The sequence below is a fragment of the Variovorax boronicumulans genome (assembly GCF_040544675.1).
Taxonomy (GTDB): domain Bacteria; phylum Pseudomonadota; class Gammaproteobacteria; order Burkholderiales; family Burkholderiaceae_C; genus Variovorax; species Variovorax boronicumulans_D.
In genome coordinates this window covers 408,709-434,933 of record NZ_JBEPKK010000003.1, presented here as the reverse complement: position 1 = coordinate 434,933, position 26,225 = coordinate 408,709, and the positions used below count along the sequence as shown (strand labels likewise).

The window sequence follows — 26,225 nt, the reverse complement described above, 5'->3', positions numbered from 1 at the left end:
CCCGAGTATCGCCATCTTCAGCGCCGCATCAAGCAGGCTGAGCCTCTGCCATGCCCTGGTGTCGCAGCAATGCATCAAGCTGGGGCTCGCGCCCGCGGAAAGCCTTGAACGAATCCATGGCGCTGCGGCTGCCGCCGGCCTCCAGGATCGCCTGGCGGTATTTGCGGCCGGTTTCGATGTTCGGCTCGCCGTCGGCACCCACGGTTTCCTCGAAGGCCGCATAAGCGTCGGCGCTCAGCACTTCGGCCCACTTGTAGCTGTAGTAGCCGGCCGCATAGCCGCCCGAGAAGATGTGGCTGAAGGTGTTCGGCGTGCGGCTGAATGGCGGCGAGGGCATCACGGCCACTTCGCTGCGCACCTTGCCCAGCAGTGCCATCACGTCGCCCGTCTTGGCGGCAGCCGCGTGGTACTCGGTGTGCAGCAGCATGTCGAACAGCGAGAACTCGATCTGGCGCAGCGTCTGCAGGCCGCTCTGGAAGTTCTTGGCGGCGGTCATCTTGTCGAAGAGGGCGCGCGGCAGCGGCTCGCCGGTGTCGACGTGGGCCGTCATGTGGCTGAGCACGTCCCACTCCCAGCAGAAGTTTTCCATGAACTGGCTCGGCAGCTCGACCGCGTCCCACTCCACGCCGCTGATGCCCGAGACGTCGCGCTCGTTCACCTGCGTGAGCATGTGGTGCAGACCGTGGCCGAATTCGTGGAAGAGGGTGGTCACGTCGTCGTGCGTGAGCAGCGGCGGCTTGCCGTCCACGCCGCTCGCGAAGTTGCAGACCAGCTGCGCCACGGGCGTTTGCAGCACACCGTTGTCGGGGCGCAGCCAGCGGGCGCGCACGTCGTCCATCCAGGCGCCGCCGCGCTTGGCGGCGCGGGCGGAGGGGTCAAGGTAGAACTGCCCGACCTTCTGGCCGGCACGCTCGATGCGATAGAACTCGACGCTCGGGTGCCAGGTCGGTGCGCTGTCGCGGCGAATCGACACCTCGAACAGCGTCTCGACGATCTTGAACAGGCCCGCCATCACCTTCGGCGCCGGGAAGTACTGCTTGACCTCCTGCTCGCTGAACGCATAACGCGCTTCCTTGAGCTTCTCGCCGATGTAGCTCCAGTCCCAGGGCTGCGGATCGGTGATGCTCAATTGCTCGGCAGCGAAGACGCGCAGGTCCGCAAGGTCGCGCTCGCCGTAGGGCTTGGCCTTGGTCGCCAGATCGCGCAGGAACTTGACGACCTGCTCGGGCGACTCGGCCATCTTCGGCACCACCGAAAGTTCGCCGAAATTCTTGTAGCCCAGGAGCTTGGCCTCTTCTTCGCGCAGCGCGAGGATCTCGGTGATCAGCGCGGTGTTGTCGAAGGCCGCGTCGCCGAACTCGCTGGCGCGCGTGACGTAGGCGCGGTAGAGCGTTTCGCGCAGTGCGCTGCTCTTGGCGAACTGCATCACCGGCAGGTAGCAGGGCATCTTGAGCGTGAGCTTGTACCCGTCCTTGCCTTCGGCCTCGGCGGCGGAGCGCGCGGCGCTCACCACGTCCTCGGGCACGCCGTCGAGCTCGCCGAGCTTGGCGTAGTAGGCGAAGGCGTCGGTGGCGTCGAGTGCGTTCTCGCTGAACTTCTGGCTCAGTTCGGCCTGGCGCTCCTGGATGTCGGCGAAGCGCTTCTTGGCATCGCCCTGCAGTTCGGCGCCGCCGAGCACAAAGTTGCGCACGGCATTGCGGTGGGCCTGGCGCTGCTCGCTGTTGAGCGTGGCGACGTCGATGGCCTTGTACTTGGCGTAGAGCCGTTCGTCGGAGCCCAGGCGGGTCCAGAAAGCGGTGACGCGCGGCATGGCCTCGTTGTAGGCAGCGCGCAGCTCGGGCGTGTCGGCCACGGCGTTCAGGTGGCCCACGGCATTCCATGCACGGCCGAAGCGCTCCGATGCGACTTCGAGCACCTTGGAGATGTCGTTCCAGTCGGCCGGAAATTCCGGCGCGGTGACGGTCTGCAGCGCGGTTTCGGCTTCAGCGAGCAGCACATCGACAGCGGGCGCGACGTGCTCGGGCTTGATGCGGTCGAACAGCGGGAGGTCGGTGAAGTCGAGGAGGGGGTTGGTCATGTGAGAGATCCTGGTCGAGCGTAGCGAAGCCGTTTCGGGAACCACCGCGGAACCGGCTTTGCCGGGCCGCAGGTGGTGCCCCTTGAGGGGGGGGGGCTACACGCAGTGAGCAAGCAACGGGGTGGTTCCTATCTTGCGGCGCGTTCGGCCGCTTCAAGGGTGTTGACGAGGAGCATGGCGCGGGTCATCGGACCGACGCCGCCGGGCACGGGGGTGATCCAGCCGGCCACTTCCTTCACGCCGTCGAAATCGACGTCGCCTGCGAGCTTGCCGTCCGCCTTGCGGTTCATGCCGACGTCGATGACGACCGCGCCGGGCTTGACCATGTCGGCGGTCAGCAGGTTGAGCTTGCCCACGGCCGCGACGATCACGTCGGCCTGTCGCGTGATCGCGCCCAGGTCTTGGGTGGCGCTGTGGCAGATGGTCACCGTGGCGCTCTTGGCCAGCAGCATCATGGCCATGGGCTTGCCGACGATGTTGCTGCGGCCGATGACCACCGCGTGCTTGCCGCGCAGGTCGTAGCCGATGGCTTCGAGCATCTTCATGCAGCCGTGCGGCGTGCAGGGCCAGAAGCCGGGAGCGCCGGTCATCAGCGCGCCGGCGCTGGCGACGTGGAAGCCGTCCACATCCTTGGCGGGCGAGATGGTCTCGATGACCTTCTGGCTGTCCATGTGCTTCGGCAGCGGCAATTGAACCAGGATGCCGTGCACCTTCGGGTCGTCGTTGAGGGCGCGGATGCGGGCCAGCAGTTCGGCTTCGCTCAGGTCGGCGGGGTAGGTTTCGAGCGTGGCTTCGAGGCCCGTTTGCGTGCTGTCGTTGACCTTGTGCTTCGTGTAGACCTGGCTGGCCGGGTCTTCGCCCACGAGGATGATGGAAAGAGCCGGGTTCACGCCACGCGCCTTGAGTGCGGCGGTGCGGCCTGCGACTTCGGCGCGGATGGTTTTGGCGAGGGCGTTGCCGTCGATCAGTTGGGCGGTCATCGGTTTCGATTTTCCAAGTAAAAACGCCCGCTTGCGCAGGCGTGAGGGATATGCATCGCTATCGCGGAGATAGCTTCTAGGCCTTGGCCACGGGGGCCGCCTGTCCGAGTGCGATCTTGAGCAGATCGGCCACGGTGTTGGCGTTGAGCTTTTCCATGATGTTGGCGCGGTGCGCCTCCACCGTCTTGATGCTGATGCCCAGGTCGTCGGCGATCTGCTTGTTCAGGCGGCCGGCGACGATGCGCTCGAGCACCTGCGCCTCGCGGCCGGTGAGCTTGGACAGCAGTGCATCGCGGCTGGCCGACTGCTGGTGCTGCGTGAAGGCGCCGCGCGCGTGTTCGAGCATGCGCTCGACCAGCGTGACGAGCTCTTCGTCGTTGAAGGGCTTCTGGATGAAATCCATGGCGCCCTTCTTCATGCTGTCGACCGCCATCGGCACGTCGCCGTGGCCGGTGATGACCACGATCGGCAGCGGGGAGCGTCGCTCGATCAGCCGATCCTGCAATTCGAGGCCGGTCATGCCGGCCATGCGGATGTCGACGATCAAACAGGCGACTTCGCGCGGGTCGTATCGGGAGAGAAAGGATTCGGCGGAATCGAAGCAGCGGACTCTGTAGTCCTTGCCTTCGAGCAGCCATTGCAGCGAATCGCGTACGGCTTCGTCATCGTCGACGACGTAGACCGTGCCCTTCTTCGGAATCAAACTCATGCAGGTACCTTTGCCTCGTCGCTAGCTACGGAACTGATAGCGTCCAACACCGGAATCCAGAAGGAAAAACGGCATCCGATCACATCCGGCCCATTGTAGATGTTCTCCGCCTGCATCCGGCCGCGGTGCGACTCGACGATGGTGCGGCACAGATTCAGCCCGATGCCCATGCCTTCGGGCTTGGTGGAGAAGAAGGCTTCATACAGCCGATCCATCACCTCGGGCGAGAGGCCCTTGCCCGTGTCCTGCACCGAAAACTCGATGGCGTTCTGCCCCTCGATGGTCTTGGGCAGCACGCGCAGCTCGACGCTGCGGCGCGCGAGCGGCCGGTCCGCAAGATCGATGGACTCGGCCGCGTTCTTCAACAGGTTGACCATCACCTGCTCGATCAGGATCGGATCGACCCGCACCACCGGCAGCCGCGCCGCCACGTAGTGGTTCAGGCGCACGTTGCGCCGGCGCAGCTCGATGCCCGCGAGTTCGACCGCTTCGCTCACCATGGTGGCCACGTCTGCGGGCGTGCGGTTGGGCTCGCTGCGCTTCACGAAGGAGCGGATGCGCTGGATGATCTGGCCCGCGCGCTGGGCCTGCTTCGAGGTCTTTTCTAGCGCCGCAAGCAGCGCCTCGGTGTCGATCGTCTGCCCCTTGATGCGCGACATCATCCCGTTGCAGTAGTTGGTGATGGCGGTCAGCGGCTGGTTGAGTTCGTGCGCCACGCTGGACGCCATTTCGCCCATCGTGATGAGGCGGCTCGCGGCCTGCGCCTTGTCGGCTTGCGCGGCAGCCTGCTCTTCGGCATCGCGGCGCGGCGTGATGTCGGTGGCGATCACGAGCTGCGCAAGGCGGCCGTCCACCCAGGTCAGGTAGCGCGAGCGCACTTCGAGCCATTTGCCGAGGTGGGGCACGAAGATTTCGTTGTTCGCGGCTTGCGCTGCGGTGAGCGTGTCGATGGGCAGGCCGGCATAGGGGTCCACGTCGTCCAGGCCTTCGTCGTGCGCATTCGATGCCGGCACGCCGGCCTGCGCCACCATGCCCAGATGGCCGACGGTGTCCGAGCCGAACCAGAGGCGGTACAGCTTGTTGGCGAACAGCAATTCTTCGCTGCCGATGGGCGCGACCGACACCGCGGCGTCCAGCGCTTCGAGCACTGTGGTGAAGCGTTCGTAGGACGCCGACAGCTGCTCGCGGATGCGCGTGGGCTCGGTGATGTCGGTCATCGAGGTCATCCAGCCGGTCTGGTGGCCGCGCGCGTCGATCAGCGGGGAGACGTAGAGCCGCGCGTTGAACACGCTGCCGTTCTTGCGCTTCACCCGCACCTGGAAGCCGCCGGGCAGGGCGCGGCCGTGCAGTTCTTCTTCGAGCCGCTCGTTCATCACTTCGCGGTCGGATTCGAGCCAGTAGGGGAAGGGCGGCGACTGGCCGACCAGCTCGGCTTCGCTCCAGCCCGTCATCGCGCAGAAAGCGGCGTTGACATAGGTGATGCGGCCCTGCAGGTCGAGCACGCGCATGCCGGTCAGCATGGAGTTTTCCATCGCGCGCCGGAAATTGGTTTCGGCCACCAGCCGTTGCTGCGCCTGCAGGCGCCGGCGCGTGTGGCGCCAGGTGCCGATCAGCATCCAGCTGGTGAGCACGCTGAGGGCGCAGACCAGCCAGAAGAGCCCGTTGCCCACCACGCCCTGCGAGGTGCGGTAAGCCTGTGCGCGCAGCAGCAGCGCATTGCCGACGGGCGACACCGGCACTTCGTATTCATTGGTGCGCTCCGACCACGGCAGCAAGCGCGTGCCGCTCTCCTTCAGGTTGGTCGTGTTGCCGGCGATGACGTTGCCTTTTGCGTCGAGCAGCGAAACCGCATACCGCGCCTGCACTTCGGAAGGCATGCCGTAGCGCAAAAGGCCATCGACCGAGAACTCGCCCAGCACGACACCCGCGAACAGGCCTTGGTCGAAGAGGGGGATGTGAAGCTGCAGCATTGCCGCGGGTTCGCCGCCGGCCACGGGCTGCGAATACACCGGTTGGCGCAGCTCGCGTGCGAGGGCGTAGTTGCTCTCGATGTCGCCCGGCCGCAGCACATCGCCGATCAGGTGCTGCTGCGCCGGATGCACGCTGGGCGCCGCGTAACCGGCCTTGAAGCGGCGGCGGTCGTCGATCCAGGTGATGGTCTGCAGCTCGGGGAACTGGCTCACCAGCGATTCGGCCCGGCTGGTGAATTCGGTGGGATCGATCTCGCGGTTGGACGCGTCGCGCGCAATGCGCATCAGCTGTTCCTGGCGCTCCAGCAGGCGCAGGCGCATGCGTTGCTGGGCGTATTCGACGTCGCGGCGCACCGATTCCTGCTCGCGCTCCACCTCTTCGGTACGCAGGTACCAGAAGGCGGAAACGATGGCTGCCAGAAACAGCAGCACCGCCGCCATGGGTGCCAGCATGGCGACGGCGTCTTGCAGCACCGGCGTCTGCCGGCGCCACCAGGTGCGCCACCAGGACAGCGGCGAGGCATTCACGGCACTGCGGGCGACGGCCAGCGGAGAGGAAAAAGGCATGGGGCGAGTTTAGGTGATGCCCCCTTGATGAGCGGTGGGAAAGCGAGGGTGGCAGCGTCTGCCGCGCGGTCACTCTTCAAAGCATGTTTGTCAAAAAATATCACATTAAGAAATCACAAGGCGCCATTTGAAATCACGAAGTTTCTATGCGAAACTCGCTGCGTTTATTGCATAGCGCACTAAATTACAGCCACAGCCCTAAAAGGAGAGACAAGCATGTCGGCAAATCCCGAGAGCCTGTTCGGCTCGGCCGCAAACGATGCGGACGCCCAGGAGACCCGTGAATGGATGGACGCACTGTCTTCCGTCATCCAGAGCGAAGGCCCCGATCGGGCGCACTTCCTCCTCGAGCAACTGCTGGAACACGCCCGCCAGCACAGCATCGACAAGCCTTTCTCCGCCAACACCGCCTACGTCAACACCATCGAGCCCGATCAGGAAGAGCGCTGCCCCGGCAACCTCGAGATCGAAGAGCGCCTGCGTGCCTACATGCGCTGGAACGCCATGGCGATGGTCGTCAAGGCCAACCGCCACCACCCGCCCGAAGGCGGCGACCTCGGCGGCCACATCGGCTCCTTCGCCTCGCTGGCGAACATGTTCGGCGCCGGCTTCAATCACTTCTGGCACGCCGAGAGCGAAAACCACGGCGGCGACTGCCTCTACATCCAGGGCCATGTGTCGCCCGGCATCTATGCCCGCGCCTACCTCGAAGGGCGCCTGACCGAAGAGCAGCTGCTCAACTTCCGCCAGGAAGTGGACGGCAAGGGACTGTCGAGCTACCCGCATCCGAAGCTGATGCCCGAGTTCTGGCAGTTCCCCACGGTGTCGATGGGCCTCGGCCCGCTGATGGCCATCTACCAGGCCCGCTTTCTCAAGTACCTGCATGCCCGCGGCATCGCCAACACCGAGAACCGCAAGGTCTGGGTGTTCTGCGGCGACGGCGAAATGGACGAAGTCGAATCGATGGGCGCCATCGGCCTCGCGGCGCGCGAGAAGCTCGACAACCTCGTGTTCGTCATCAACTGCAACCTGCAGCGCCTGGACGGCCCGGTGCGCGGCAACGGCAAGATCATCCAGGAGCTCGAAGGCGAATTCCGCGGCTCGGGCTGGAACGTCATCAAGCTGATCTGGGGCAGCGGCTGGGATCAGCTGATCGCACGCGACAAGGACGGCGCGCTGCGCAAGATCATGATGGAAACGAACGACGGCGATTACCAGTCGTTCAAGGCCAACGACGGCGCCTACGTTCGCAAGCACTTCTTTGGCCGTGACCCGCGCACGCTCGAGATGGTCGCCAAGATGAGCGACGACGACATCTGGCAACTGCGCCGCGGCGGCCACGATTCGCAAAAGGTCTATGCAGCCTTCGACGCGGCCGTCAAGCACAAGGGCCAGCCCACGGTGCTCCTGGTCAAGACGGTCAAGGGCTTCGGCATGGGCAAGATCGGCGAGGGCAAGAACAACGTGCACCAGACCAAGAAGCTCAGCGACGAGGACATCATGGCCTTCCGCGATCGCTTCAACATCCCGATTCCGGACAGCAAGATCGCCGAGCTGCCGTTCTACAAGCCGGCCGACGACACGCCGGAAATGAAGTACCTGCACGAGCGCCGCAAGGCCCTGGGCGGCTACCTGCCGCACCGCCGCACCAAGGCCGACGAGGCGTTCACGGTGCCCTCGCTGGACATCTTCAAGTCGGTGATGGAGCCCACGGCCGAAGGCCGCGAAATTTCGACGACGCAAGCCTACGTGCGCTTCCTCACGCAGCTGCTGCGCGACAAGGCGCTCGGCCCGCGCGTGGTGCCCATCCTGGTGGACGAAGCCCGCACCTTCGGCATGGAAGGGTTGTTCCGCCAGATCGGCATCTACAACCCCGCGGGCCAGCAGTACACCCCGGTCGACAAGGACCAGGTCATGTACTACAAGGAAGACAAGGCAGGCCAGATCCTGCAGGAAGGCATCAACGAGGCCGGCGGCATGTCCAGCTGGATCGCGGCGGCCACTTCGTACAGCACCAACAACCGCATCATGGTGCCGTTCTACGTGTACTACTCGATGTTCGGTTTCCAGCGCATCGGCGACTTGGCCTGGGCGGCCGGCGACATGCAGGCCCGCGGCTTCCTGCTGGGCGGCACTTCGGGGCGCACCACGCTCAACGGTGAAGGCCTGCAGCACGAAGACGGTCACAGCCACATCCTGGCCAACACCATCCCGAACTGCGTGAGCTACGACCCGACCTTCGCGCACGAAGTGGGCGTGATCCTGCACCATGGCCTCAAGCGCATGGTCGAGAAGCAGGACAACGTCTACTACTACCTGACGCTGCTCAACGAGAACTACCCGATGCCCGGCCTGCAGCCCGGCACCGAGGAGCAGATCATCAAGGGCATGTACCTGTCCAAGCAGGGCCCGGTGGTCAAGGCCGCCAAGGGAAGCAAGGAAGCGCCGACCGTGCAACTGCTGGGCAGCGGCACCATCCTGCGCGAAAGCTTTGCGGCGCAGGAGCTGCTCGAGAAGGACTGGGGCGTGTCGGCTTCGGTGTGGAGCTGCCCGAGCTTCAACGAGCTTACCCGCGACGGCCAGGACGCCGACCGCTGGAACCTGCTGCACCCGGACCAGACCCCGCGCGTGCCCTTCGTGGCCGAGCAACTCGCGGCCAGCACGGGTCCGGTGGTCGCATCGACCGACTACATGAAGGCCTATGCGGAACAGATCCGTCCCTTCATTCCGAAGGGCCGCACCTACAAGGTGCTGGGCACCGACGGCTTCGGCCGCAGCGACTTCCGCAACAAGCTGCGCGAGCACTTCGAGATCAACCGCCACTACATCGTGGTGGCTGCGCTCAAGGCGCTGAGCGAAGACGGCACCGTGCCGGTGGCCAAGGTGGTGGAAGCGATCAAGAAGTACGGCATCAATGTCGACAAGGTCAACCCGCTTTACGCTTGAACATCAACAACCAACGAACGAACGGCGCCTTACGGCGGGAGACAACGATATGGCAGCAGTGGAAGTGAAGGTGCCGGACATCGGCGATTTCGATGAAGTCGCGGTGATCGAGGTGCTGGTGAAGGTGGGCGACACGGTCGAGGCCGAGCAGTCGCTCATCACGGTGGAGTCGGACAAGGCCTCGATGGAGATTCCGTCGTCGACCGCCGGTGTCGTCAAGGAAATCAAGGTCGAGGTCGGCGGCAAGGTGAAGGAGGGCTCGGTGGTGCTCGTGCTCGAGGCCGAAGGTGCCGCCGCAGCGCCGGCGCCCGCGCCTGCAGCGGCCCCTGCGGCTGCCGCTCCGGCGCCCGCAGCCGCGGCGCCTGCACCGGCCGCCGCGCCCGCAGCAGCCTCCGGCCCGGTCGAGGTCAAGGTGCCCGACATCGGCGACTTCAAGGACGTCGCGGTCATCGAACTGCTGGTGAAACCCGGCGACACGATCGCGGCCGACCAGTCGCTGATCACGGTGGAGTCGGACAAGGCCTCGATGGAGATTCCGTCGTCGCATGCCGGCGTGTTGAAGGAGCTCAAGGTCAAGGTCGGCGACACGGTCAACATCGGTGACCTGATCGCGATCCTGGAAGGTTCGGCAGGTGCCGCGGCGCCCGCGCCAGCACAAGCTGCTGCAGCCGCCCCGGCCGCAGCAACCGCCAGCGCACCCGCGCCGGCCGCTGCTTCGCCGGCCCCGGCCGCAAGCCCGGCCGCAAGCCCGGCCGCCGCTGCCGCGCCGCACGATCCCACCACGGCACCCAGCGCCAACCTGCCGCACGCCTCGCCCTCGGTGCGCAAGTTTGCCCGCGAACTCGGCGTGCCGCTCGAAGAGGTCAAGGGCTCCGGTCCCAAGGGCCGCATCACGCAGGAAGACGTGCAGGGCTTCACCAAGGCCGTGATGAGCGGCCAGGCCAGCACCAAGGCCTCGGCGGCCAAGGCGCCTGCCGGTGGCGGCAGCGCGGACGGCGCGGCGCTGGGACTCATTCCCTGGCCCAAGGTCGACTTCACGAAGTTCGGCCCGGTCGAGCGCAAGGACCTCTCGCGCATCAAGAAGCTCAGCGGCGCGAACCTGCACCGCAACTGGGTGATGATTCCGCACGTCACCAACAACGACGAAGCCGACATCACCGAGCTCGAGGCCTTCCGCGTCTCCACCAACAAGGAGAACGAGAAGTCGGGCGTGAAGGTCACGATGCTGGCCTTCGTGATCAAGGCGGTGGTTGCAGCGCTGAAAAAATTCCCCGACTTCAACGCCAGCCTGGATGGCGACCAGCTCGTCTACAAGCAGTACTTCAACATCGGCTTCGCGGCGGACACGCCCAACGGGCTCGTGGTGCCGGTGCTGAAAGATGCCGACAAGAAGGGCATCCTGCAGATCAGTGCCGAGATGGGCGACCTGGCCAAGAAGGCACGCGACGGCAAGCTCGGCTCGGCCGACATGCAGGGCGGCTGCATGTCGATCAGCTCGCTCGGCGGCATTGGCGGCACGCACTTCACGCCCATCATCAACGCGCCCGAAGTGGCCATCCTCGGCCTCTCCAAGGGCCAGATGAAGCCGGTGTGGGACGGCAAGCAGTTCGTGCCGCGCCTGACGCTGCCGCTGTCGCTGTCCTACGACCACCGCGTGATCGACGGGGCCCTGGCTGCGCGCTTCAACGCCTACCTGGGCCAGGTGCTCGCGGACTATCGTCGAATCCTGCTATGACCACGGTAGTGGCCGTCCGCAAGGGCGGCCAGGTCACGATGGCAGCGGATTCTCTGGTCACCTTCGGCGACACGCGGCTCTCGCACCGCGCCGAGGCGAACCAGAAGATCTTCACCGTCGAGGACGCGGCGGGCACCAGCCTGTTTGCGATGGCCGGCGCCGCCGCGCACTTCCTGGTGCTGCAGCACGCGCTGGCCGCGCAGGAGCGCGAGAAGCTCCTGTTCGGCAGCAAGCACGAGATCTTTCGCACCTTCACGATGCTGCATCCGGTGCTCAAGGAATCGTTCTTCATGCAGACCAAGGAAGACGAGCACGAGCCCTACGAGTCGAGCCAGTTCACGATGCTGATGGCCAACCAGAGCGGCATCTACGGCATCTACAGCTACCGCGAGGTGTTCGAGTTCAAGCAGTTCTGGGCTATCGGCTCAGGGCGCAGCTTTGCGCTCGGCGCCATGCACGCGGCCTATGACATCAAGTCGCGCAGCGCGCGCGACGTGGCGGAGGCGGGGATCGCCGCCGCCTGCGAATTCGATCGCAATTCGGCCCCACCGGTCGACGTTCTCACACTCAAACTGAAAGTGTCCAAATGAGCGAACAACAAATCAAGGTGCCCGACATCGGCGACTTCGACGAAGTCGCTGTGATCGAGGTGCTGGTCAATGTCGGAGACACGGTCAAGGCCGAGCAGTCGCTGATCACGGTCGAATCGGACAAGGCCTCGATGGAGATTCCGTCGTCCGCCGCCGGCGTGGTGAAGGCCGTCGCCGTGAAGGTGGGCGACAAGGTCAAGCAGGGCTCGGTCGTGCTGACGCTGGATGTGGACGGTGCCGCCGCGGCCGCGCCTGCGCCAGCCCCCGCAGCACCGGCGCCTGCCCCGGCCGCAGCGGCGCCCGCCGCCAAGGCTGCTGCCCCGGCACCCACACCGGCCGCGGCGCCCGTGGCCTCCACCTACGGCGGCAAGGTCGACGTCGAGTGCGACGTGGTCGTGATCGGTGCCGGCCCCGGCGGCTACTCGGCCGCCTTCCGCGCCGCCGACCTGGGCCTGAAGGTCGTGCTGATCGAACGCTACGCCACCCTCGGCGGCGTGTGCCTGAACGTCGGCTGCATCCCCTCGAAGGCGCTGCTGCACGTCGCTTCCGTCATGGACGAGGTCAAGCACTTCGCCGACCTGGGCGTGAGCTTTGCCGCGCCCACGGTCGACCGCGCCAAGCTGCTCGGCCACAAGAACAAGGTGGTGGGCAAGCTCACCGGCGGCCTCACGGCCATGGCCAAGATGCGCAAGGTGACGGTGCTGCGCGGCGTGGGCAACTTCATCGACCCCTACCACCTGGAAGTCGAGGAAAGCACCGGGACCAGTTGGGACACCAACGGCAAGAAGCAGACCGTCAAGTTCCGCAACGCCATCATCGCGGCGGGCTCGCAGGCGGTGAGCCTGCCCTTCATGCCCAAGGGCGATCCGCGCATCGTGGATTCCACCGGCGCGCTGGAGATGGCGACCGACCCCAAGCGCATGCTGATCCTGGGCGGCGGCATCATCGGCCTCGAAATGGGCACGGTGTACTCCACGCTGGGCGCGCGCCTGGACGTGGTCGAAATGCTCGACGGCCTGATGCAGGGCGCCGACCGCGACCTGGTCAAGGTCTGGCAGAAGATGAACGCGCCGCGCTTCGACAACATCATGCTGAAGACCAAGACGGTGGGCGCCGAAGCCACGAAGGAGGGCATCAAGGTCACCTTCGAGGGCGAGAACGCGCCCAAGGAGCCGCAGGTGTACGACCTGGTGCTGCAGGCCGTGGGCCGCAGCCCCAACGGCAAGAAGATCGGCGCCGAGAAGGCCGGTGTCACGGTGAGCGACCGCGGCTTCATTCCGGTCGACATCCAGATGCGCACCAACGTGCCCCACATCTTCGCCATCGGCGACATCGTGGGCCAGCCCATGCTGGCGCACAAGGCGGTGCACGAGGCCCATGTGGCGGCCGAGGTGATCGCCGGGGAGCAGAAGGGCGACAAGGAACTCTCCAGCGCTGCCTTCAACGCCCGCGTGATCCCCAGCGTGGCCTACACCGACCCCGAGGTGGCGTGGGTGGGCCTCACGGAAGACCAGGCCAAGGCCGAAGGCATCAAGGTCAAGAAGGGCCACTTCCCGTGGACTGCTTCCGGCCGCGCCATCGCCAACGGCCGCGACGAGGGCTTCACCAAGCTGCTGTTCGACGCAGAAACGCACCGCATCCTGGGTGGCGGCATCGTCGGCACGCATGCGGGCGACATGATCGGCGAGATCGCACTGGCCATTGAAATGGGCGCGGACGAGATCGACATCGGCAAGACCATCCACCCGCACCCGACGCTGGGCGAAAGCATCGGCATGGCGGCGGAAGTGGCGCACGGTACTTGTACCGACCTGCCGCCCGCAAAGAAGGCCGCCTGACCGGATGAAAGAGGAGCGCTCGCTGGTCGAGCGCCCACAAAAAATCCCGCCGCAGCGGGATTTTTTTCGTCCGGAATCCGGAGGGAATCAGTTGCCGGTGTGGGTCACGGCCGCGGCCTTGAGCTCTTCCGCCGATCCGCCGCCCAGCACGCGGCGGGCACCGTCGAAGCGGCGTTGCCAGTAGCTGCCGTTCATGTCTTCCACACGCACTTGCGCGCCGGAGCGGGGGGAGTGGATGAACTTGCCTTCGCCGACGTAGATGCCGACATGGCTGAAGGCGCGGCGCATGGTGTTGAAGAACACCAGGTCGCCTGGCTTGAGCTGGCTGCGGTCGATTTTTTCGGTGGCGGCGGCTTGCTCTTCGGCGCGGCGGGGGAGCATGTGGCCCACGGTCTGGTTGTACATCGCGCGGACAAAACCGCTGCAATCGAAACCGGATTCCGCCGTGTTGCCGCCTCGGCGGTAAGGAACGCCCAGGAAGCCGATGGCGGTGACCACCAGATCGGAGGTTCGTTCGGTGACGGTTTGACGGACCTGCTGGAGTTGCCCGATCAGACCCTTGTCTGCGAGCAAGCGGGCCAATTCGTCATCGGATCGGTCCTGTTGGGGGGCTGCATGTGCAGCGACGGCAATCAGGAGGGACGCGGGTAGGACGAAAAAACGCATGGCGCGTAGGATATTGATGACGCGCGGTTATGTCAATTGAATCTGAAATAGCGGATGTGTCTGCAAATCGTTGATTTGTTTGAGTTTTTTGAAATCGGCCGAAGAAAAAATGTAACGGTCGATCTTTATGTCCCATAAGCGGTTCACCTTGAAAGGGCCTTTGCCTCCAGGGTGAACTGGCCAGCCTCCTGGATTCGGGCGCTATTTCTCGCCAAGATTGCTGCAACTACCGGGAAAAAACATGAAATTGCAGTTTCGAGCCGGCTTCGGCTTGGTGAGCGGTGCCGCCGCAGTCATTGGCATGGGGGTGTGGGGCATCGCCATGGCGCAAATTCGGCCGGAAATCGTGGCCTCCGGCCTCGAGAACCCCTGGGGGTTGAGCTTTTTGCCCGGCGGCCGATTCGTGGTCACCGAGCGCCCGGGGCGTTTGCGGCTGATCGGTGCGGACGGCAAGGTCAGCGCGCCCATCGCAGGCTTGCCCTCCATCGCCGCGGGAGGCCAGGGCGGTTTGCTCGACGTGCTGGCCGACTCGGGCTTCGAAAAGAATCGCACGCTGTACTTCTGCTTCTCCGAACCCGAAGCCGTCGGTTCGGCCAACAGCACGGCGCTGGGCAGCGCGCAACTGTCGGCGGACGGTGCGCGGCTCGAGAACCTGAAGATCATCTTCAGCCAGAAGCCCAAGTTCGCGAGCCGCTCGCATTTCGGTTGCCGCATCGTCGAGGCGCGCGACGGCACGTTGTTTCTCACGCTGGGCGACCGCTTCAGCCGCAAGGACGATGCGCAAACCCTGGACAACCACCACGGCAAGGTCGTGCGCATCGCCAAGGACGGCACGGTGCCCAAGGACAACCCCTTCGTCGGCAAGCCGGGCGCGCTGCCCGAGATCTGGAGCTACGGTCACCGCAACGCACAGGGCGCGGCGCTGGCGCCCGACGGACGCCTCTGGACGAACGAGCACGGTCCGCAGGGCGGCGACGAAATCAACATTGCGCAAGCCGGCCGCAACTACGGCTGGCCGGTGATCACCTACGGCGAGAACTACGGCGGCGGCAAGATAGGTGCAGGCATCACCTCGAAGGACGGCATGGAGCAGCCGCTGCACTACTGGGTGCCGTCGATCGCGGTCTCGGGCATGGCCTTTCTGACCAGCGACCGCTACGGCGCGGGCTGGAAGGGCAACCTCTTCGTGGGCTCGCTGAAGTTCGGCTACCTCGACCGCATCGAGCTCAAGGACGGCAAGGTGGTCGCCGAGCACAAGCTGCTGGCCGACAGTCGGGCCCGCATCCGCGACGTGAAGCAGGGGCCGGACGGCCTGCTGTACGTGCTGACCGACGAGGCCGACGGCAAGCTGATGCGCCTGCGGCCGAACTGAAGGCGCGCCTCAGCCGGGGCAGCCCGGCAGCGGCAGGGTCGGCAGCATGCGGCGCCAGAGCCGCGTCCACTCGGGCCAGTCGTGGCCGCCTTCGGTGGTGAAGACGCGGTCGGCGGGCAGCGCGGCGGCCAGCAGCCGGTGGCTGAAAGCGAATCGGTCGTCGATGCCGTAGCCCAGGTAGAGCGGTGGGCGCGCGCCATAAGTGACGGTGGTGCCCGCATAGCCGCGCAGCCATTGCCAGAGCTGCGTTTCGTTCGGCGCGCGCACGTCGCTGCCCGGTGGCGCGCCCAGGGGGCCGGTCCATCGGGTGAGGCCTCCGGCATTGGCGATGTCGGTGCCGAGGGCGCGTTCGCCGAGGTACGGTGCCAGCGTCACGAGGCCCGAGAGTTCGCCGGGATGCGTCTGTGCGTAGAGCAGCCCGCCGAAGCCGCCGACCGAGATGCCGACGATCCAGATCGCCTTGTAGCCCTGGTTGCGTGCCGGCGTCATCACGTCCTGGCTCAGTCGCTCGAGGATGGTCCTGTTGTTGTAGTAGCCAAGGTGGGCATCGACCCGCATCACGTCGACCGCAAGCCGGTTGTCGTTCAAGGCGCTGACGAAGCCTTCTCGCACGAACTCGTCGGGGTGCGAGTACGCGCCGGGCAGCATCACGACGAGCGTGTCGGCGTTCGGCGTGCAGGCGCTCTTTTCGAGCACGGTGTCGATCGGGACTTGGGTCGTGCGCAAGCCGCCGCAGCCGGTGGCCAGCAGCGCCGCGCAAAGTGTCGGGAGAATCCGCATCCGCCGCAGTCTAGGCGCGACGCGACGCCGGCAGGTCGACCATCACCGGCTGGCCGGGCGTGGTGCAGCCGGTGTCGCAGCATTTGCCCGGCTGCCGGTTCTTCGTGATGGCGCGTGCCGGGTCGTGCGGCGCGGCGTCAGGCGAGCCGTCCGCCGCGATGCCGCGCTCCAGGATGCGTTCGACCAGTTCCACCTTCGAGCCGACCGGGTAGTTGCGCCAGATCTCCTGCTTCATCGCCGCCGGCGAGCCGCCGCCGTGCAGGCTGATCACGCTGTACCAGCCGCCCTGGTAGCCGGCCGTCAGGTCTTCGATGAAGCGGGCCGTCTCGATGCGCTGCTCGTAGGGAATCGCCGGGTTGGCGCGTAGCACGTCCGAGAGGCGCGCGGCGGTCTCCGGGTTGTGGTCTTCGTCGGGGCCTGGCAGGGTGACGATGAGCCCGCCGCTCACATAGTGCGCGATGCGGTGCATGTCGTAGATCTTCGTGGCCAGCAGCAGCTTGCCGATGTTGCTGAACACCGGATCGGGCATGAAGACCTCGCAATGCTCGTCGGCCTTGCCGTAGACGCTGGCCGCCACGCCGCAGGCGAAGAAGCCCTCGGTGATGGTGATGAGCTCGACCATCTGCTCGCGCAGGTGGCTCTCCTTGCCGGGGTCGAAGCCGTTGGCCTCGCACATCAGCGCGCCGGCGCCGATCAGCAGGTCGCCGAAACCCGCGCGTGCGCCGATGCAACTGTGGCGGTGATGGGTGGCGTAGCTGTAGGTCAGGTGGCCCGAGTGCTCCCATTCGCCGGCGTAGAACACGCGGTCCCACGGGACGAAGACCTTGTCGAACATGCACACGCCGGTGCTCTGCCCGTACTTGCGGCTGAAGAGGGCGTCGCCGTGTTCCAGCTTTTCGCCGGGGCGCCCGGCCGGTCGCGCGACGATGGTGAGGCCGGGCGCATCGAGCGGCACGGCGCAGCACACGGCGAAGTCGGCGTCTTCCCGGCTGATGTTGCGGCAGGGCATGACCAGCAGCTCGTGCACATAGGGCGCCCCGGTCACGATGGCCTTGGTGCCCGAGATCACGATGCCGCGCGCATTGCGCTCGACCACGTGCAGGTAGCTGTCGATGTTGGCCTGCTCGTGCGGGCGGCGGCTGCGGTCGCCCTTCGCATCGGTCATGGCGACGCCCAGGGTCAGGTCCTGGTCTTGCACGCGATGCAAATACTCGTGGAAGCGGGCGGTGTGCTCGGTGCTGCCGCGGGCATCGTCGATGCGGGCCGACACCTGGGCGATGGCGTTGAGCGCGTCGTGCGTCAGGTAGCGCTGGGCGCAGCCGGTTTCCTGGCAGACCAGCCGCACGGCTTCGAGCTTGTTGAGCAGGTCGCCCGAGCTGGTGTTGATGTGCGAGAGCCGGTTCACCCGCTTGCCGCTGGTGTGCTGCACGGCGGTCATCAGCGGCTCGTATTGCGGCTTGAGCGCGTAGTCGTAGGTGAGGGCGATGGCATTGATGCCGGGCTGGAAGGCGCGCTCGTCGGCAACGCTGTCGACGCGGCGGCCATCGACGAACACGGTGGGTTTGTAGCGGCGCAGCGATTCGCGGTAGTCGGCGCCGGACATGAGCGAGGCGGCGGAAAGCGGGGCGTTCATCGGGGTGTCTCCGGTGTTTTTGATCGTTGGCACAAATATTTGAACACTGTTCAATTTTTATATCAACGTTTGAAAAAATGGCCGGCTGCACAATTCGAGCTATATATTGGCGCCCATGCATCCCAAGCTCCAACGCCGCCAGACACTGACCGACGCCCGCCGTGCCCTGGTGCTCGACGCCGCCCGCACCGTGTTCGCCGAGGCGGGCATCGAGGGCGCGAGCATCCGCGAGATCGCGAAAAAGGCCGGCTACACGCCGGGCGCCATTTACTCGTATTTCGACAGCAAGGAGGCGATCTACGCCGCCTTGCTCGACGAATCGCTGCTGCGCCTGCAGGCCGCCGTGGCCGATGCCAAGGTGTTCAGGGCCCGGCCGGACAAGACCCTGGCCGCCAAGGCCCAGGCCTGGTTCGACTTCTATGCGGCGAACCCGCGCGACCTGGACCTGGGCTTCTACCTGGTGCACGGCATGCGGCCGCGCGGGCTCACCAGCGAACTGGACCATGAACTCAACGACCGCCTCTACGACGCCTTGCACCCCTGCGAAGAAGCGCTGCAGGCCATGGGCCTGGACGCGGCCCTCGCGCTGCAGGAGAACACGGCGCTTTTCGCCCACGGCGTCGGCCTGCTGCTGATGCAGCACACCGGCCGCATCCGCATGTTCAGGCAGTCGGCCGATGCCTTGTTCAAGACCTATCTGGCGCAATTGACCCAACGCGCCGCCGCCGCGGCGATGACCGAAGACACCGGCGAGCCCGCCCTGGCCGGCCAACCCGATCTTTTCGGTGGTACGGTTCAGCCCAGTTCAACCGATACCTGAAAGACACCGTTCATGCTGCTCGACGCCTCGCTCTCCCAACTCGTTCTGGTCGACTACCAGGCGCGGCTGATGCCGGCGATCTTCGAGAGCGATGCGGTCGCGCAGAACGCGGTGCGGCTCGGCAAGATGGCGCGGCTCTTCGAGGTGCCGGTGTTTGGTACCGAGCACAACCCCTCCAAGCTGGGCGAGAACGTGCCCGACATCCGCGCTCTGTGCCAGCGCACGCTGTCGAAGATGCATTTCAGCGGCATGGAGGAGGGGCTGGGCGAATGGCTGCGCGCGCCGGCCAAGGTGGCGCCGCAGGGCAATGCCCGCAGCCTGCCCAAGCACCTGCAGAAGCCCGCCGCCGCGGCCGAAGAGCGCAACACCATCGTGATCGCCGGCTGCGAAGCCCACGTCTGCCTGCTGCAGACCGCGCTCGACCTGCTGGAAGACGAGTTCGAAGTCTGGGTGGTCACCGACGCCTGCGGCTCGCGCACCGAGCGCAACCGCGATGCCGCCTTCGACCGGCTGGCTGGTGCCGGTGCCGAACTGGTGACGACCGAAATGGTGGGCTTCGAGTGGCTGCGCACCGCGGAACACCCCGCATTTCCCGAATTGCTCGCGCTGGTCCGATAGCCCGATTGCGGCGATCTGGGCAGGGCTTGGCCGGATTGTTCCAGCCGTCAGCCTGTTGCAAGCTCAATCTCCATAATTATGAATTCAGTTTTGGCCATGCCGCCAGATCGAATGAATAACAGGAGACAAGTCCAGATGAGCCGCTATGAAGAGTTCTATCGCCAGTCCGTCGACGCGCCCGAGGCCTTCTGGGCCGAGCAGGCGAAGCTGATTGACTGGCAAACCCCCGCAGCGCAGATCCTCGACGCCAGCCAGCCGCCATTTGCGCGCTGGTTCGTCGGCGGCACCACCAACCTCTGCCACAACGCGCTCGACCGGCATCTGGCTACGCGCGGCGACCAGCGGGCGCTGATCTTCGTGTCGACCGAAACCGGGGTCGAGAAGAGCTACAGCTTCCGCGAACTGCATGCCGAAGTGCAGCGCACGGCCGCCAGCCTGATCGAACTCGGCGTGGGGAAGGGCGATCGCGTGCTCATCTACATGCCGATGATTCCCGAGGCTGCCTTTGCGATGCTGGCCTGCGCGCGCATCGGCGCGATCCATTGCGTGGTGTTTGGCGGATTCGCGAGCGGCTCGCTGGCCACGCGCATCGAAGATGCCGAGCCCAAGGTCGTCGTGAGCGCCGATGCCGGTTCGCGCGGCGGCAAAGTCATCGCGTACAAGCCGCTGCTCGACGAGGCGATCCGCCTGTCCAAGTACAAGCCAGAGGCCGTGCTGCTGACGGATCGCGGCCTGGCGCCCATGGAGCTGACCGCCGGCCGCGACCACTTGGCCGGCGAACTGCGCCAGAAGCACCTCGACGCCCAAGTGCCCTGCACCTGGCTCGCGTCTACCGACATCAGCTACACCATCTACACCAGCGGTACCACGGGCAAGCCCAAGGGCGTGCAGCGCGACGTGGGCGGCTACGCGGTGGCGCTGGCCGCGAGCATGAAGCACATCTTCGATGGCCGCCCCGGCGAAACCTACCTCTCGACCAGCGACATCGGCTGGGTGGTGGGCCACAGCTACATCGTCTATGGCCCGCTGATCGCCGGCATGGCGACGATCATGTACGAGGGCCTGCCGACCCAGGGCATCGACCAGCAGCCCGACGGCGGCATCTGGTGGCGCCTGGTCGAGAAGTACAAGGTGACGGTGATGTTCAGCGCGCCCACCGCGGTGCGCGTGCTCAAGAAACAAGACCCGGCGCTGCTGAAGAAATACGATCTCTCGAGCCTGCGCGCGCTGTTCCTGGCGGGCGAGCCGCTCGACGAGCCCACGGCGCGCTGGATCAGCGAGGGCCTGGGCGTTCCCATCATCGACAACTACTGGCAGACCGAATCGGGCTGGCCGATGATCACCATCGCCAATGGCGTTGAACCCAAGCCGAGCAAGTTCGGCAGCCCGGGCATTCCGATGTACGGCTACCGCATCAAGATTCTTCACGAATCGACGGGCGAGGAGCTCACGGCCCCCAACGAAAAGGGCGTCGTCGTGGTCGAAGGCCCGACCCCGCCGGGCTTCATGCAGACCGTGTGGAAGGACGATGCGCGCTTCGTCGACACCTACTGGAAGAGCGTGCCCGGCAAGATGGTCTATTCGACTTTCGACTGGGGCATTCGCGACGAGGACGGCTACTTCTACATTCTGGGCCGCACCGACGACGTGATCAACGTGGCCGGCCATCGCCTGGGCACGCGCGAGATCGAGGAGAGCATTTCGGGCCATGCCAACGTGGCCGAGGTCGCGGTGGTCGGCGTGGCCGACGCGCTCAAGGGGCAGGTGGCGATGGCCTTCGTCGTCCCGAAGGACGGCCTGGCCGTGACGGACCCCGACGCAGCGCTCAAGCTCGAAGGCGAGATCATGAAAGTGGTGGCCGACCAGCTCGGTGCCCTGGCGCGGCCCGCCCGCGTGCGTTTTGTTTCGGGGCTGCCCAAGACCCGCAGCGGCAAATTGCTGCGCCGCGCCATCCAGGCCGTATGCGAACAGCGCGACCCGGGCGACCTGACCACCATCGACGACCCCGCAACGCTGCAGCAGATCAAACAGTTACTTTCTTCGTCCTGAGTGAGCGAAAGCGGCCTTGCGAAGCCACGCAGAACCGTCATATGGTTGACGTGGCACAATGCCGAGGTACTCAGGCCCTTCCCCAGCCACAGTCGCATCCGCCAACCGGTCCAGCCGTGTCGCGGAAGGTTTCTTAACCAGCTAGTGCTTCCTTCAGGGAAGCGAAGGTCAGCGGATCATGAGCGATTCCTCTACGCCATCGGCGTACACCGCCTATCAAGGCAACACCTACCTCTTCGGCGGCAATGCGCCCTATGTCGAGGAGATGTACGAAAACTATCTCACCAACCCCGGCAGCGTGCCCGACAACTGGCGCTCGTATTTCGACGCCCTGCAGAACGTTCCCGCCGTCGACGGCACCAACACCCGCGATGTGCCGCACCTGCCGGTCATCAACGCTTTCGCCGAGCGCGCCAAGCAAGGCACGACCAAGGTCGTGCAGGCCAGCGGCGCCGACTCCGAACTCGGCCGCAAGCGCACGGCCGTGCAGCAGCTGATTGCCGCCTACCGCAACGTCGGCGCCCGCTGGGCCGACCTGGACCCCCTCAAGCGCGCCGAGCGCCCGGCCATTCCGGAACTGGAACCCTCGTTCTACGGCTTCACCGACGCCGACCTCGAGACGGTGTTCAACACCAGCAACACCTTCTTCGGCAAGGAGACCATGTCGCTGCGCGACCTGCTCAACGCCTTGCGCGAAACGTACTGCGGCACGATGGGCGCCGAGTACATGTACACCACCGACCAGAACCACAAGCGCTGGTGGCAGTTGCGGCTCGAAAGCGCCCGCACCAATCCGCAGCTCAATGCGGACCAGAAGAAGCATGTGCTCAACCGCCTGACCGCGGCCGAGGGCCTCGAGCGCTTCCTGCACACCAAGTACGTTGGCCAGAAGCGCTTCTCTCTCGAAGGCGGCGAAAGCTTCATCGTCGCGATGGACGAGCTGATCAACCAGGCCGGCGTCAAGGGCGTGCAGGAAATCGTGATCGGCATGGCCCACCGCGGCCGCCTCAACGTGCTCGTCAACTCGCTGGGCAAGATGCCGGCCGACCTGTTCGCCGAGTTCGACCACACCGCCCCCGAAGACCTGCCCAGCGGCGACGTCAAGTACCACCAGGGCTTCAGCTCGGACGTGACCACGCCCGGCGGCCCGGTGCACCTGAGCCTTGCGTTCAACCCTTCGCACCTTGAAATCGTCAACCCCGTGGTCGAAGGCTCGGTGCGCGCCCGCATGGACCGCCGCGGCGACCCGCTGGGCAAGCAGGTGCTGCCGGTCATCGTGCACGGCGACGCCGCCTTCGCAGGCCAGGGCGTCGTGATGGAAACGCTGGCCCTTGCCGAAACCCGTGGCTACTCCACCGGCGGCACGGTGCACATCGTCATCAACAACCAGATCGGCTTCACCACCAGCGACCCGCGCGACAGCCGCTCGACGCTGTATTGCTCGGACATCGTCAAGATGATCGAAGCGCCGGTGCTGCACGTGAACGGCGACGACCCCGAAGCCGTGGTGCTCGCCACGCAGCTCGCGCTGGACTTCCGCATGGAGTTCCAGAAGGACGTGGTCGTGGACATCATCTGCTTCCGCAAGCTGGGCCACAACGAGCAGGACACGCCCTCGCTCACCCAGCCGCTCATGTACAAGAAGATCGCCCAGCACCCCGGCACGCGCAAGCTGTACGCCGACAAGCTGGCCGCCCAGGGCCTGGGCGACACGCTCGGCGACGACATGGTCAAGGCGCAGCGCGCCGCCTTCGACGAAGGCAAGAACACGGTCGACCCTGTGCTCACGAACTTCAAGAGCAAGTACGCCGTCGACTGGAGTCCGTACCTCAACAAGAAGTGGACCGACGCCGGCGACACCGCCATTCCCTCGTCCGAGTGGAAACGCCTGGCCGAGAAGATCACCACCGTGCCCGAAGGCTTCACGGTGCACTCGCTGGTGAAGAAGGTGCTGGACGACCGCGCCGCCATGGGCCGCGGCGACGTCAACGTCGATTGGGGCATGGGCGAGCACATGGCCTTCGCCTCGCTGGTGGCCAGCGGCTACCCGGTTCGCCTGTCGGGCGAAGACTCCGGCCGCGGCACGTTCACGCACCGCCACGCCGTGCTGCACGACCAGAACCGCGAGAAGTTCGACGTCGGCACCTACACCCCGCTGCAGAACGTGGCTGAAAACCAGGCCCCCTTCGTCGTGATCGACTCGATCCTGTCCGAAGAAGCCGTGCTCGCCTTCGAATACGGCTACGCCTCGAACGACCCGAACACGCTCGTGATCTGGGAAGCCCAGTTCGGCGACTTCGTGAACGGCGCGCAAGTGGTGATCGACCAGTTCATCGCCTCGGGCGAAGTGAAGTGGGGCCGCGTCAATGGCCTGACGATGATGCTGCCGCACGGCTACGAAGGCCAGGGCCCGGAGCACAGCTCGGCGCGCCTGGAGCGCTTCATGCAGCTGAGCGCCGACACCAACATGCAGGTGGTGCAGCCCACCACGGCCAGCCAGATTTTCCACGTGCTGCGTCGCCAGATGGTGCGCAACCTGCGCAAGCCGTTGATCATCCTCACGCCCAAGTCGCTGCTGCGCAACAAGGACGCGACCTCGCCGCTGTCAGAGTTCACCAAGGGCAGCTTCCAGACCGTCATTCCCGACAGCAAGGGCCTGAAGGCCGAGAAGGTCAAGCGGCTGATCGCCTGTTCGGGCAAGGTCTACTACGACCTGGCCAAGAAGCGCGAAGAGCAGGGCACCGAGGACGTGGCGATCATCCGCGTCGAGCAGCTCTATCCGTTCCCGCACAAGGCCTTTGCGGCCGAGGTCAAGAAGTACCCGAACCTCGTGGACGTGGTCTGGTGCCAGGACGAACCGCAGAACCAGGGCGCCTGGTTCTTCGTGCAGCACTACATCCACGAGAACATGCAGGACGGCCAGAAGCTGGGCTACTCCGGCCGTGCCGCTTCGGCATCGCCCGCGGTCGGTTACTCGCACCTGCACCAGGAGCAGCAGAAGGCACTGGTCGACGGCGCATTCGGCAAGCTCAAGGGCTTCGTGCTGACCAAGTAATCCAAGCCTCTTTTCACACGAACACCCTGAAGAAAAACACGGAGCAAACTCCCAATGTCCATCGTAGAAGTCAAAGTCCCCCAGCTTTCCGAATCCGTGGCCGAAGCCACCATGCTCACCTGGAAGAAGAAGGCCGGCGAATCCGTCGCCGTCGATGAAATCCTGATCGAGATCGAGACCGACAAGGTCGTGCTGGAAGTGCCCGCGCCTTCGGCCGGCGTGCTGGTCGAAATCGTGCAGCCCGATGGCGCCACCGTGGTGGCCGAGCAGCTGATCGCCAAGATCGACACCGACGGCAAGGCCGCCGCCGCTGCACCCGCGGCAGCTCCCGCGGCCGCCGCGCCGGCCGCAGCACCCGCTCCGGCAGCCGCAGCCGCCGCCGCCACGGGCGGTTCGAAGTCGGACGTTGCCATGCCCGCAGCCGCCAAGCTGCTGGCCGACAACAACCTCAAGACCGCCGACGTTGCCGGCACCGGCAAGGACGGCCGCGTCACCAAGGGCGACGTGCTCGGCGCGGTGGCTTCGGGGGCCAAGCCCGCGGCAGCCGCCATTCCCGCACCGGCTGCCAAGCCCGCGCTGCCGCAAGTCGCGGCACCGGGCGGCTCGGCCGACCTGGGCGAGCGCCCGGAACAGCGCGTGCCGATGAGCCGCCTGCGCGCCCGCATTGCCGAGCGCCTGCTGCAATCGCAATCGACCAACGCGATCCTGACCACCTTCAACGAAGTCAACATGGCGCCCGTCATGGATTTGCGCAAGCGCTTCCAGGACAGCTTCACCAAGGAACACGGCGTGAAGCTCGGCTTCATGAGCTTCTTCGTGAAGGCCGCGGTGCATGCGCTCAAGAAGTACCCGGTGATCAACGCCTCGGTCGACGGCAACGACATCCTGTACCACGGCTACTTCGACATCGGCATCGCCGTCGGTTCGCCGCGCGGCCTGGTGGTGCCGATCCTGCGCAACGCCGACCAGATGAGCTTTGCCGACATCGAGAAGAAGATCGCCGAGTACGGCAAGAAGGCGCAAGACGGCAAGCTGGGCATCGAAGAGATGACCGGCGGCACCTTCTCCATCTCGAACGGCGGTACCTTCGGCTCGATGCTCTCGACGCCGATCATCAACCCGCCCCAGTCGGCGATCCTCGGCGTGCACGCCACCAAGGACCGCGCGGTGGTGGAAAACGGCCAGATCGTCATCCGCCCGATGAACTACCTGGCCATGAGCTACGACCACCGCATCATCGACGGCCGCGAAGCCGTGCTGGGCCTGGTCGCCATGAAGGAAGCGCTGGAAGATCCGTCGCGCCTCTTGTTCGACATCTGATCCACGCACGCTGCCGATGGAGTGGTATTGCAAGCCTTTCGACGCTTTGACGGCGTCGGAGCTCTACGCGATTCTGTCGGCGCGCAGCGAAGTCTTTGTCGTGGAGCAGCGCTGCGTGTACCTCGATCCGGACGGCAAGGACACGCAGGCGCACCACCTCTTCGCAATGGACGGTGGGGCCGATGCGCAGGGCCGGCAGCGGGTGGCGGCGTACATGCGGCTGCTGCCGCCGGGCGTGTCGTACGAGGAGGCCTCGATCGGACGCGTCCTCACGGGTGCCACGTACCGCGGCCAGGGCCTCGGGCAGGCGCTCCTCAACAGGGGCCTTGTGCATGCGAACGGGTTCTGGCCGAACGCCGCGCTGAGGATCGGCGCGCAGGCTTACCTGCAGAAGTTGTATGAATCGGCGGGCTTTGCCACAGTGGGCGAGCCCTACGACGAAGACGGGATACCGCACATCGAGATGGTGCGGAGCGTTCATCACTAAATTTTCGGAACTC

General features: G+C 65.6%; 18 protein-coding genes. 11 read left to right on the top strand and 7 right to left on the bottom strand.

What is annotated here, in order from left to right:
• Positions 1 to 28: 28 nt before the first annotated feature.
• The 4 genes from ABIC90_RS08000 to ABIC90_RS07985 all read right to left on the bottom strand — a co-directional run bounded on the left by ABIC90_RS08000 (position 29) and on the right by ABIC90_RS07985 (position 6,303).
• Positions 29 to 2,077, bottom strand: coding sequence for a M3 family metallopeptidase (locus ABIC90_RS08000; protein WP_354353551.1), 2,049 nt, complete (start codon positions 2,075 to 2,077; stop codon positions 29 to 31).
• 128 nt (positions 2,078 to 2,205) lie between these two features.
• Positions 2,206 to 3,057 carry a bifunctional methylenetetrahydrofolate dehydrogenase/methenyltetrahydrofolate cyclohydrolase FolD gene (folD, locus tag ABIC90_RS07995; protein ID WP_354353550.1) on the bottom strand — a complete coding sequence of 284 codons (852 nt, stop codon included), beginning with the start codon at positions 3,055 to 3,057 and terminating at the stop codon, positions 2,206 to 2,208.
• Positions 3,058 to 3,133: 76 nt separating this feature from the next.
• Positions 3,134 to 3,766, bottom strand: coding sequence for a response regulator transcription factor (locus ABIC90_RS07990; protein ID WP_187109543.1), 633 nt, complete (start codon positions 3,764 to 3,766; stop codon positions 3,134 to 3,136).
• The gene (locus ABIC90_RS07985) at positions 3,763 to 6,303 is read right to left on the bottom strand and encodes a PAS domain-containing sensor histidine kinase (RefSeq protein WP_354353549.1); all 2,541 of its coding nucleotides are present in this window, start codon (positions 6,301 to 6,303) and stop codon (positions 3,763 to 3,765) included. Before ABIC90_RS07985 ends, ABIC90_RS07990 begins: the two co-directional genes overlap by 4 nt.
• 216 nt (positions 6,304 to 6,519) lie before the next feature.
• Here ABIC90_RS07985 and aceE point away from each other — a divergent pair, with 216 nt between their 5' ends.
• From aceE to lpdA, 4 genes are read left to right on the top strand one after another with little or no spacing between them, the layout of a single operon-like run.
• Complete coding sequence (aceE, locus tag ABIC90_RS07980) at positions 6,520 to 9,249, top strand: pyruvate dehydrogenase (acetyl-transferring), homodimeric type (RefSeq protein ID WP_354353548.1); 2,730 nt, start codon at positions 6,520 to 6,522, stop codon at positions 9,247 to 9,249.
• A gap of 49 nt (positions 9,250 to 9,298) precedes the next feature.
• A complete protein-coding gene (gene aceF / locus ABIC90_RS07975; protein WP_354353547.1) occupies positions 9,299 to 10,984 on the top strand; it encodes a dihydrolipoyllysine-residue acetyltransferase in 1,686 nt (561 codons plus the stop codon).
• Entirely contained in the window at positions 10,981 to 11,574 is a 594-nt protein-coding gene (locus ABIC90_RS07970; protein WP_354353546.1) for an MFS transporter, read from the top strand. The genes aceF and ABIC90_RS07970 overlap by 4 nt, the downstream gene beginning before the upstream one ends.
• The gene (gene lpdA, locus ABIC90_RS07965) at positions 11,571 to 13,412 is read left to right on the top strand and encodes a dihydrolipoyl dehydrogenase (protein ID WP_354353545.1); all 1,842 of its coding nucleotides are present in this window, start codon (positions 11,571 to 11,573) and stop codon (positions 13,410 to 13,412) included. The genes ABIC90_RS07970 and lpdA overlap by 4 nt, the downstream gene beginning before the upstream one ends.
• 87 nt (positions 13,413 to 13,499) lie before the next feature.
• On the opposite strand, the gene ABIC90_RS07960 is transcribed toward lpdA, so the two are convergent.
• On the bottom strand, positions 13,500 to 14,078 hold the full coding sequence (locus ABIC90_RS07960; RefSeq protein WP_354353544.1) for a C40 family peptidase: 579 nt from the start codon (positions 14,076 to 14,078) through the stop codon (positions 13,500 to 13,502).
• A 301-nt stretch (positions 14,079 to 14,379) separates the two neighbouring features.
• Between ABIC90_RS07960 and ABIC90_RS07955 the strand changes: the two genes are divergently transcribed.
• Positions 14,380 to 15,450, top strand: coding sequence for a PQQ-dependent sugar dehydrogenase (locus ABIC90_RS07955; RefSeq protein WP_354353669.1), 1,071 nt, complete (start codon positions 14,380 to 14,382; stop codon positions 15,448 to 15,450).
• A 9-nt stretch (positions 15,451 to 15,459) separates the two neighbouring features.
• Here ABIC90_RS07955 and ABIC90_RS07950 read toward each other — a convergent pair whose 3' ends face one another.
• Both ABIC90_RS07950 and ABIC90_RS07945 read right to left on the bottom strand, forming a co-directional pair.
• Entirely contained in the window at positions 15,460 to 16,230 is a 771-nt protein-coding gene (locus ABIC90_RS07950; protein WP_354353543.1) for an alpha/beta hydrolase, read from the bottom strand.
• Between the two features lie 10 nt (positions 16,231 to 16,240).
• The gene (locus ABIC90_RS07945) at positions 16,241 to 17,863 is read right to left on the bottom strand and encodes a 4-hydroxyphenylacetate 3-hydroxylase family protein (protein WP_354353542.1); all 1,623 of its coding nucleotides are present in this window, start codon (positions 17,861 to 17,863) and stop codon (positions 16,241 to 16,243) included.
• A 115-nt stretch (positions 17,864 to 17,978) separates the two neighbouring features.
• Between ABIC90_RS07945 and ABIC90_RS07940 the strand changes: the two genes are divergently transcribed.
• The 6 genes from ABIC90_RS07940 to ABIC90_RS07915 all read left to right on the top strand — a co-directional run bounded on the left by ABIC90_RS07940 (position 17,979) and on the right by ABIC90_RS07915 (position 26,212).
• Complete coding sequence (locus ABIC90_RS07940) at positions 17,979 to 18,683, top strand: TetR/AcrR family transcriptional regulator (protein ID WP_354353541.1); 705 nt, start codon at positions 17,979 to 17,981, stop codon at positions 18,681 to 18,683.
• A gap of 12 nt (positions 18,684 to 18,695) precedes the next feature.
• The gene (locus ABIC90_RS07935) at positions 18,696 to 19,301 is read left to right on the top strand and encodes an isochorismatase family protein (RefSeq protein WP_354353540.1); all 606 of its coding nucleotides are present in this window, start codon (positions 18,696 to 18,698) and stop codon (positions 19,299 to 19,301) included.
• Positions 19,302 to 19,397: 96 nt separating this feature from the next.
• A complete protein-coding gene (locus ABIC90_RS07930) occupies positions 19,398 to 21,350 on the top strand; it encodes a propionate--CoA ligase (protein WP_354353539.1) in 1,953 nt (650 codons plus the stop codon).
• Between the two features lie 178 nt (positions 21,351 to 21,528).
• On the top strand, positions 21,529 to 24,405 hold the full coding sequence (locus ABIC90_RS07925; protein ID WP_354353538.1) for a 2-oxoglutarate dehydrogenase E1 component: 2,877 nt from the start codon (positions 21,529 to 21,531) through the stop codon (positions 24,403 to 24,405).
• Positions 24,406 to 24,459: 54 nt separating this feature from the next.
• The gene (odhB, locus tag ABIC90_RS07920) at positions 24,460 to 25,725 is read left to right on the top strand and encodes a 2-oxoglutarate dehydrogenase complex dihydrolipoyllysine-residue succinyltransferase (protein ID WP_354353537.1); all 1,266 of its coding nucleotides are present in this window, start codon (positions 24,460 to 24,462) and stop codon (positions 25,723 to 25,725) included.
• Positions 25,726 to 25,741: 16 nt separating this feature from the next.
• Entirely contained in the window at positions 25,742 to 26,212 is a 471-nt protein-coding gene (locus ABIC90_RS07915) for a GNAT family N-acetyltransferase (RefSeq protein ID WP_354353536.1), read from the top strand.
• Positions 26,213 to 26,225 lie beyond the last annotated feature (13 nt).

Bases quoted from the DNA above. Each gene is read 5' to 3' on its own strand.
- ABIC90_RS08000 (WP_354353551.1), bottom strand. From the start codon at position 2,077: ATGACCAACCCCCTCCTCGACTTCACCGACCTCCCGCTGTTCGACCGC.
- folD (WP_354353550.1), bottom strand. From the start codon at position 3,057: ATGACCGCCCAACTGATCGACGGCAACGCCCTCGCCAAAACCATCCGC.
- ABIC90_RS07990 (WP_187109543.1), bottom strand. From the start codon at position 3,766: ATGAGTTTGATTCCGAAGAAGGGCACGGTCTACGTCGTCGACGATGAC.
- ABIC90_RS07985 (WP_354353549.1), bottom strand. From the start codon at position 6,303: ATGCCTTTTTCCTCTCCGCTGGCCGTCGCCCGCAGTGCCGTGAATGCC.
- aceE (WP_354353548.1), top strand. From the start codon at position 6,520: ATGTCGGCAAATCCCGAGAGCCTGTTCGGCTCGGCCGCAAACGATGCG.
- aceF (WP_354353547.1), top strand. From the start codon at position 9,299: ATGGCAGCAGTGGAAGTGAAGGTGCCGGACATCGGCGATTTCGATGAA.
- ABIC90_RS07970 (WP_354353546.1), top strand. From the start codon at position 10,981: ATGACCACGGTAGTGGCCGTCCGCAAGGGCGGCCAGGTCACGATGGCA.
- lpdA (WP_354353545.1), top strand. From the start codon at position 11,571: ATGAGCGAACAACAAATCAAGGTGCCCGACATCGGCGACTTCGACGAA.
- ABIC90_RS07960 (WP_354353544.1), bottom strand. From the start codon at position 14,078: ATGCGTTTTTTCGTCCTACCCGCGTCCCTCCTGATTGCCGTCGCTGCA.
- ABIC90_RS07955 (WP_354353669.1), top strand. From the start codon at position 14,380: ATGGGGGTGTGGGGCATCGCCATGGCGCAAATTCGGCCGGAAATCGTG.
- ABIC90_RS07950 (WP_354353543.1), bottom strand. From the start codon at position 16,230: ATGCGGATTCTCCCGACACTTTGCGCGGCGCTGCTGGCCACCGGCTGC.
- ABIC90_RS07945 (WP_354353542.1), bottom strand. From the start codon at position 17,863: ATGAACGCCCCGCTTTCCGCCGCCTCGCTCATGTCCGGCGCCGACTAC.
- ABIC90_RS07940 (WP_354353541.1), top strand. From the start codon at position 17,979: ATGCATCCCAAGCTCCAACGCCGCCAGACACTGACCGACGCCCGCCGT.
- ABIC90_RS07935 (WP_354353540.1), top strand. From the start codon at position 18,696: ATGCTGCTCGACGCCTCGCTCTCCCAACTCGTTCTGGTCGACTACCAG.
- ABIC90_RS07930 (WP_354353539.1), top strand. From the start codon at position 19,398: ATGCCGCCAGATCGAATGAATAACAGGAGACAAGTCCAGATGAGCCGC.
- ABIC90_RS07925 (WP_354353538.1), top strand. From the start codon at position 21,529: ATGAGCGATTCCTCTACGCCATCGGCGTACACCGCCTATCAAGGCAAC.
- odhB (WP_354353537.1), top strand. From the start codon at position 24,460: ATGTCCATCGTAGAAGTCAAAGTCCCCCAGCTTTCCGAATCCGTGGCC.
- ABIC90_RS07915 (WP_354353536.1), top strand. From the start codon at position 25,742: ATGGAGTGGTATTGCAAGCCTTTCGACGCTTTGACGGCGTCGGAGCTC.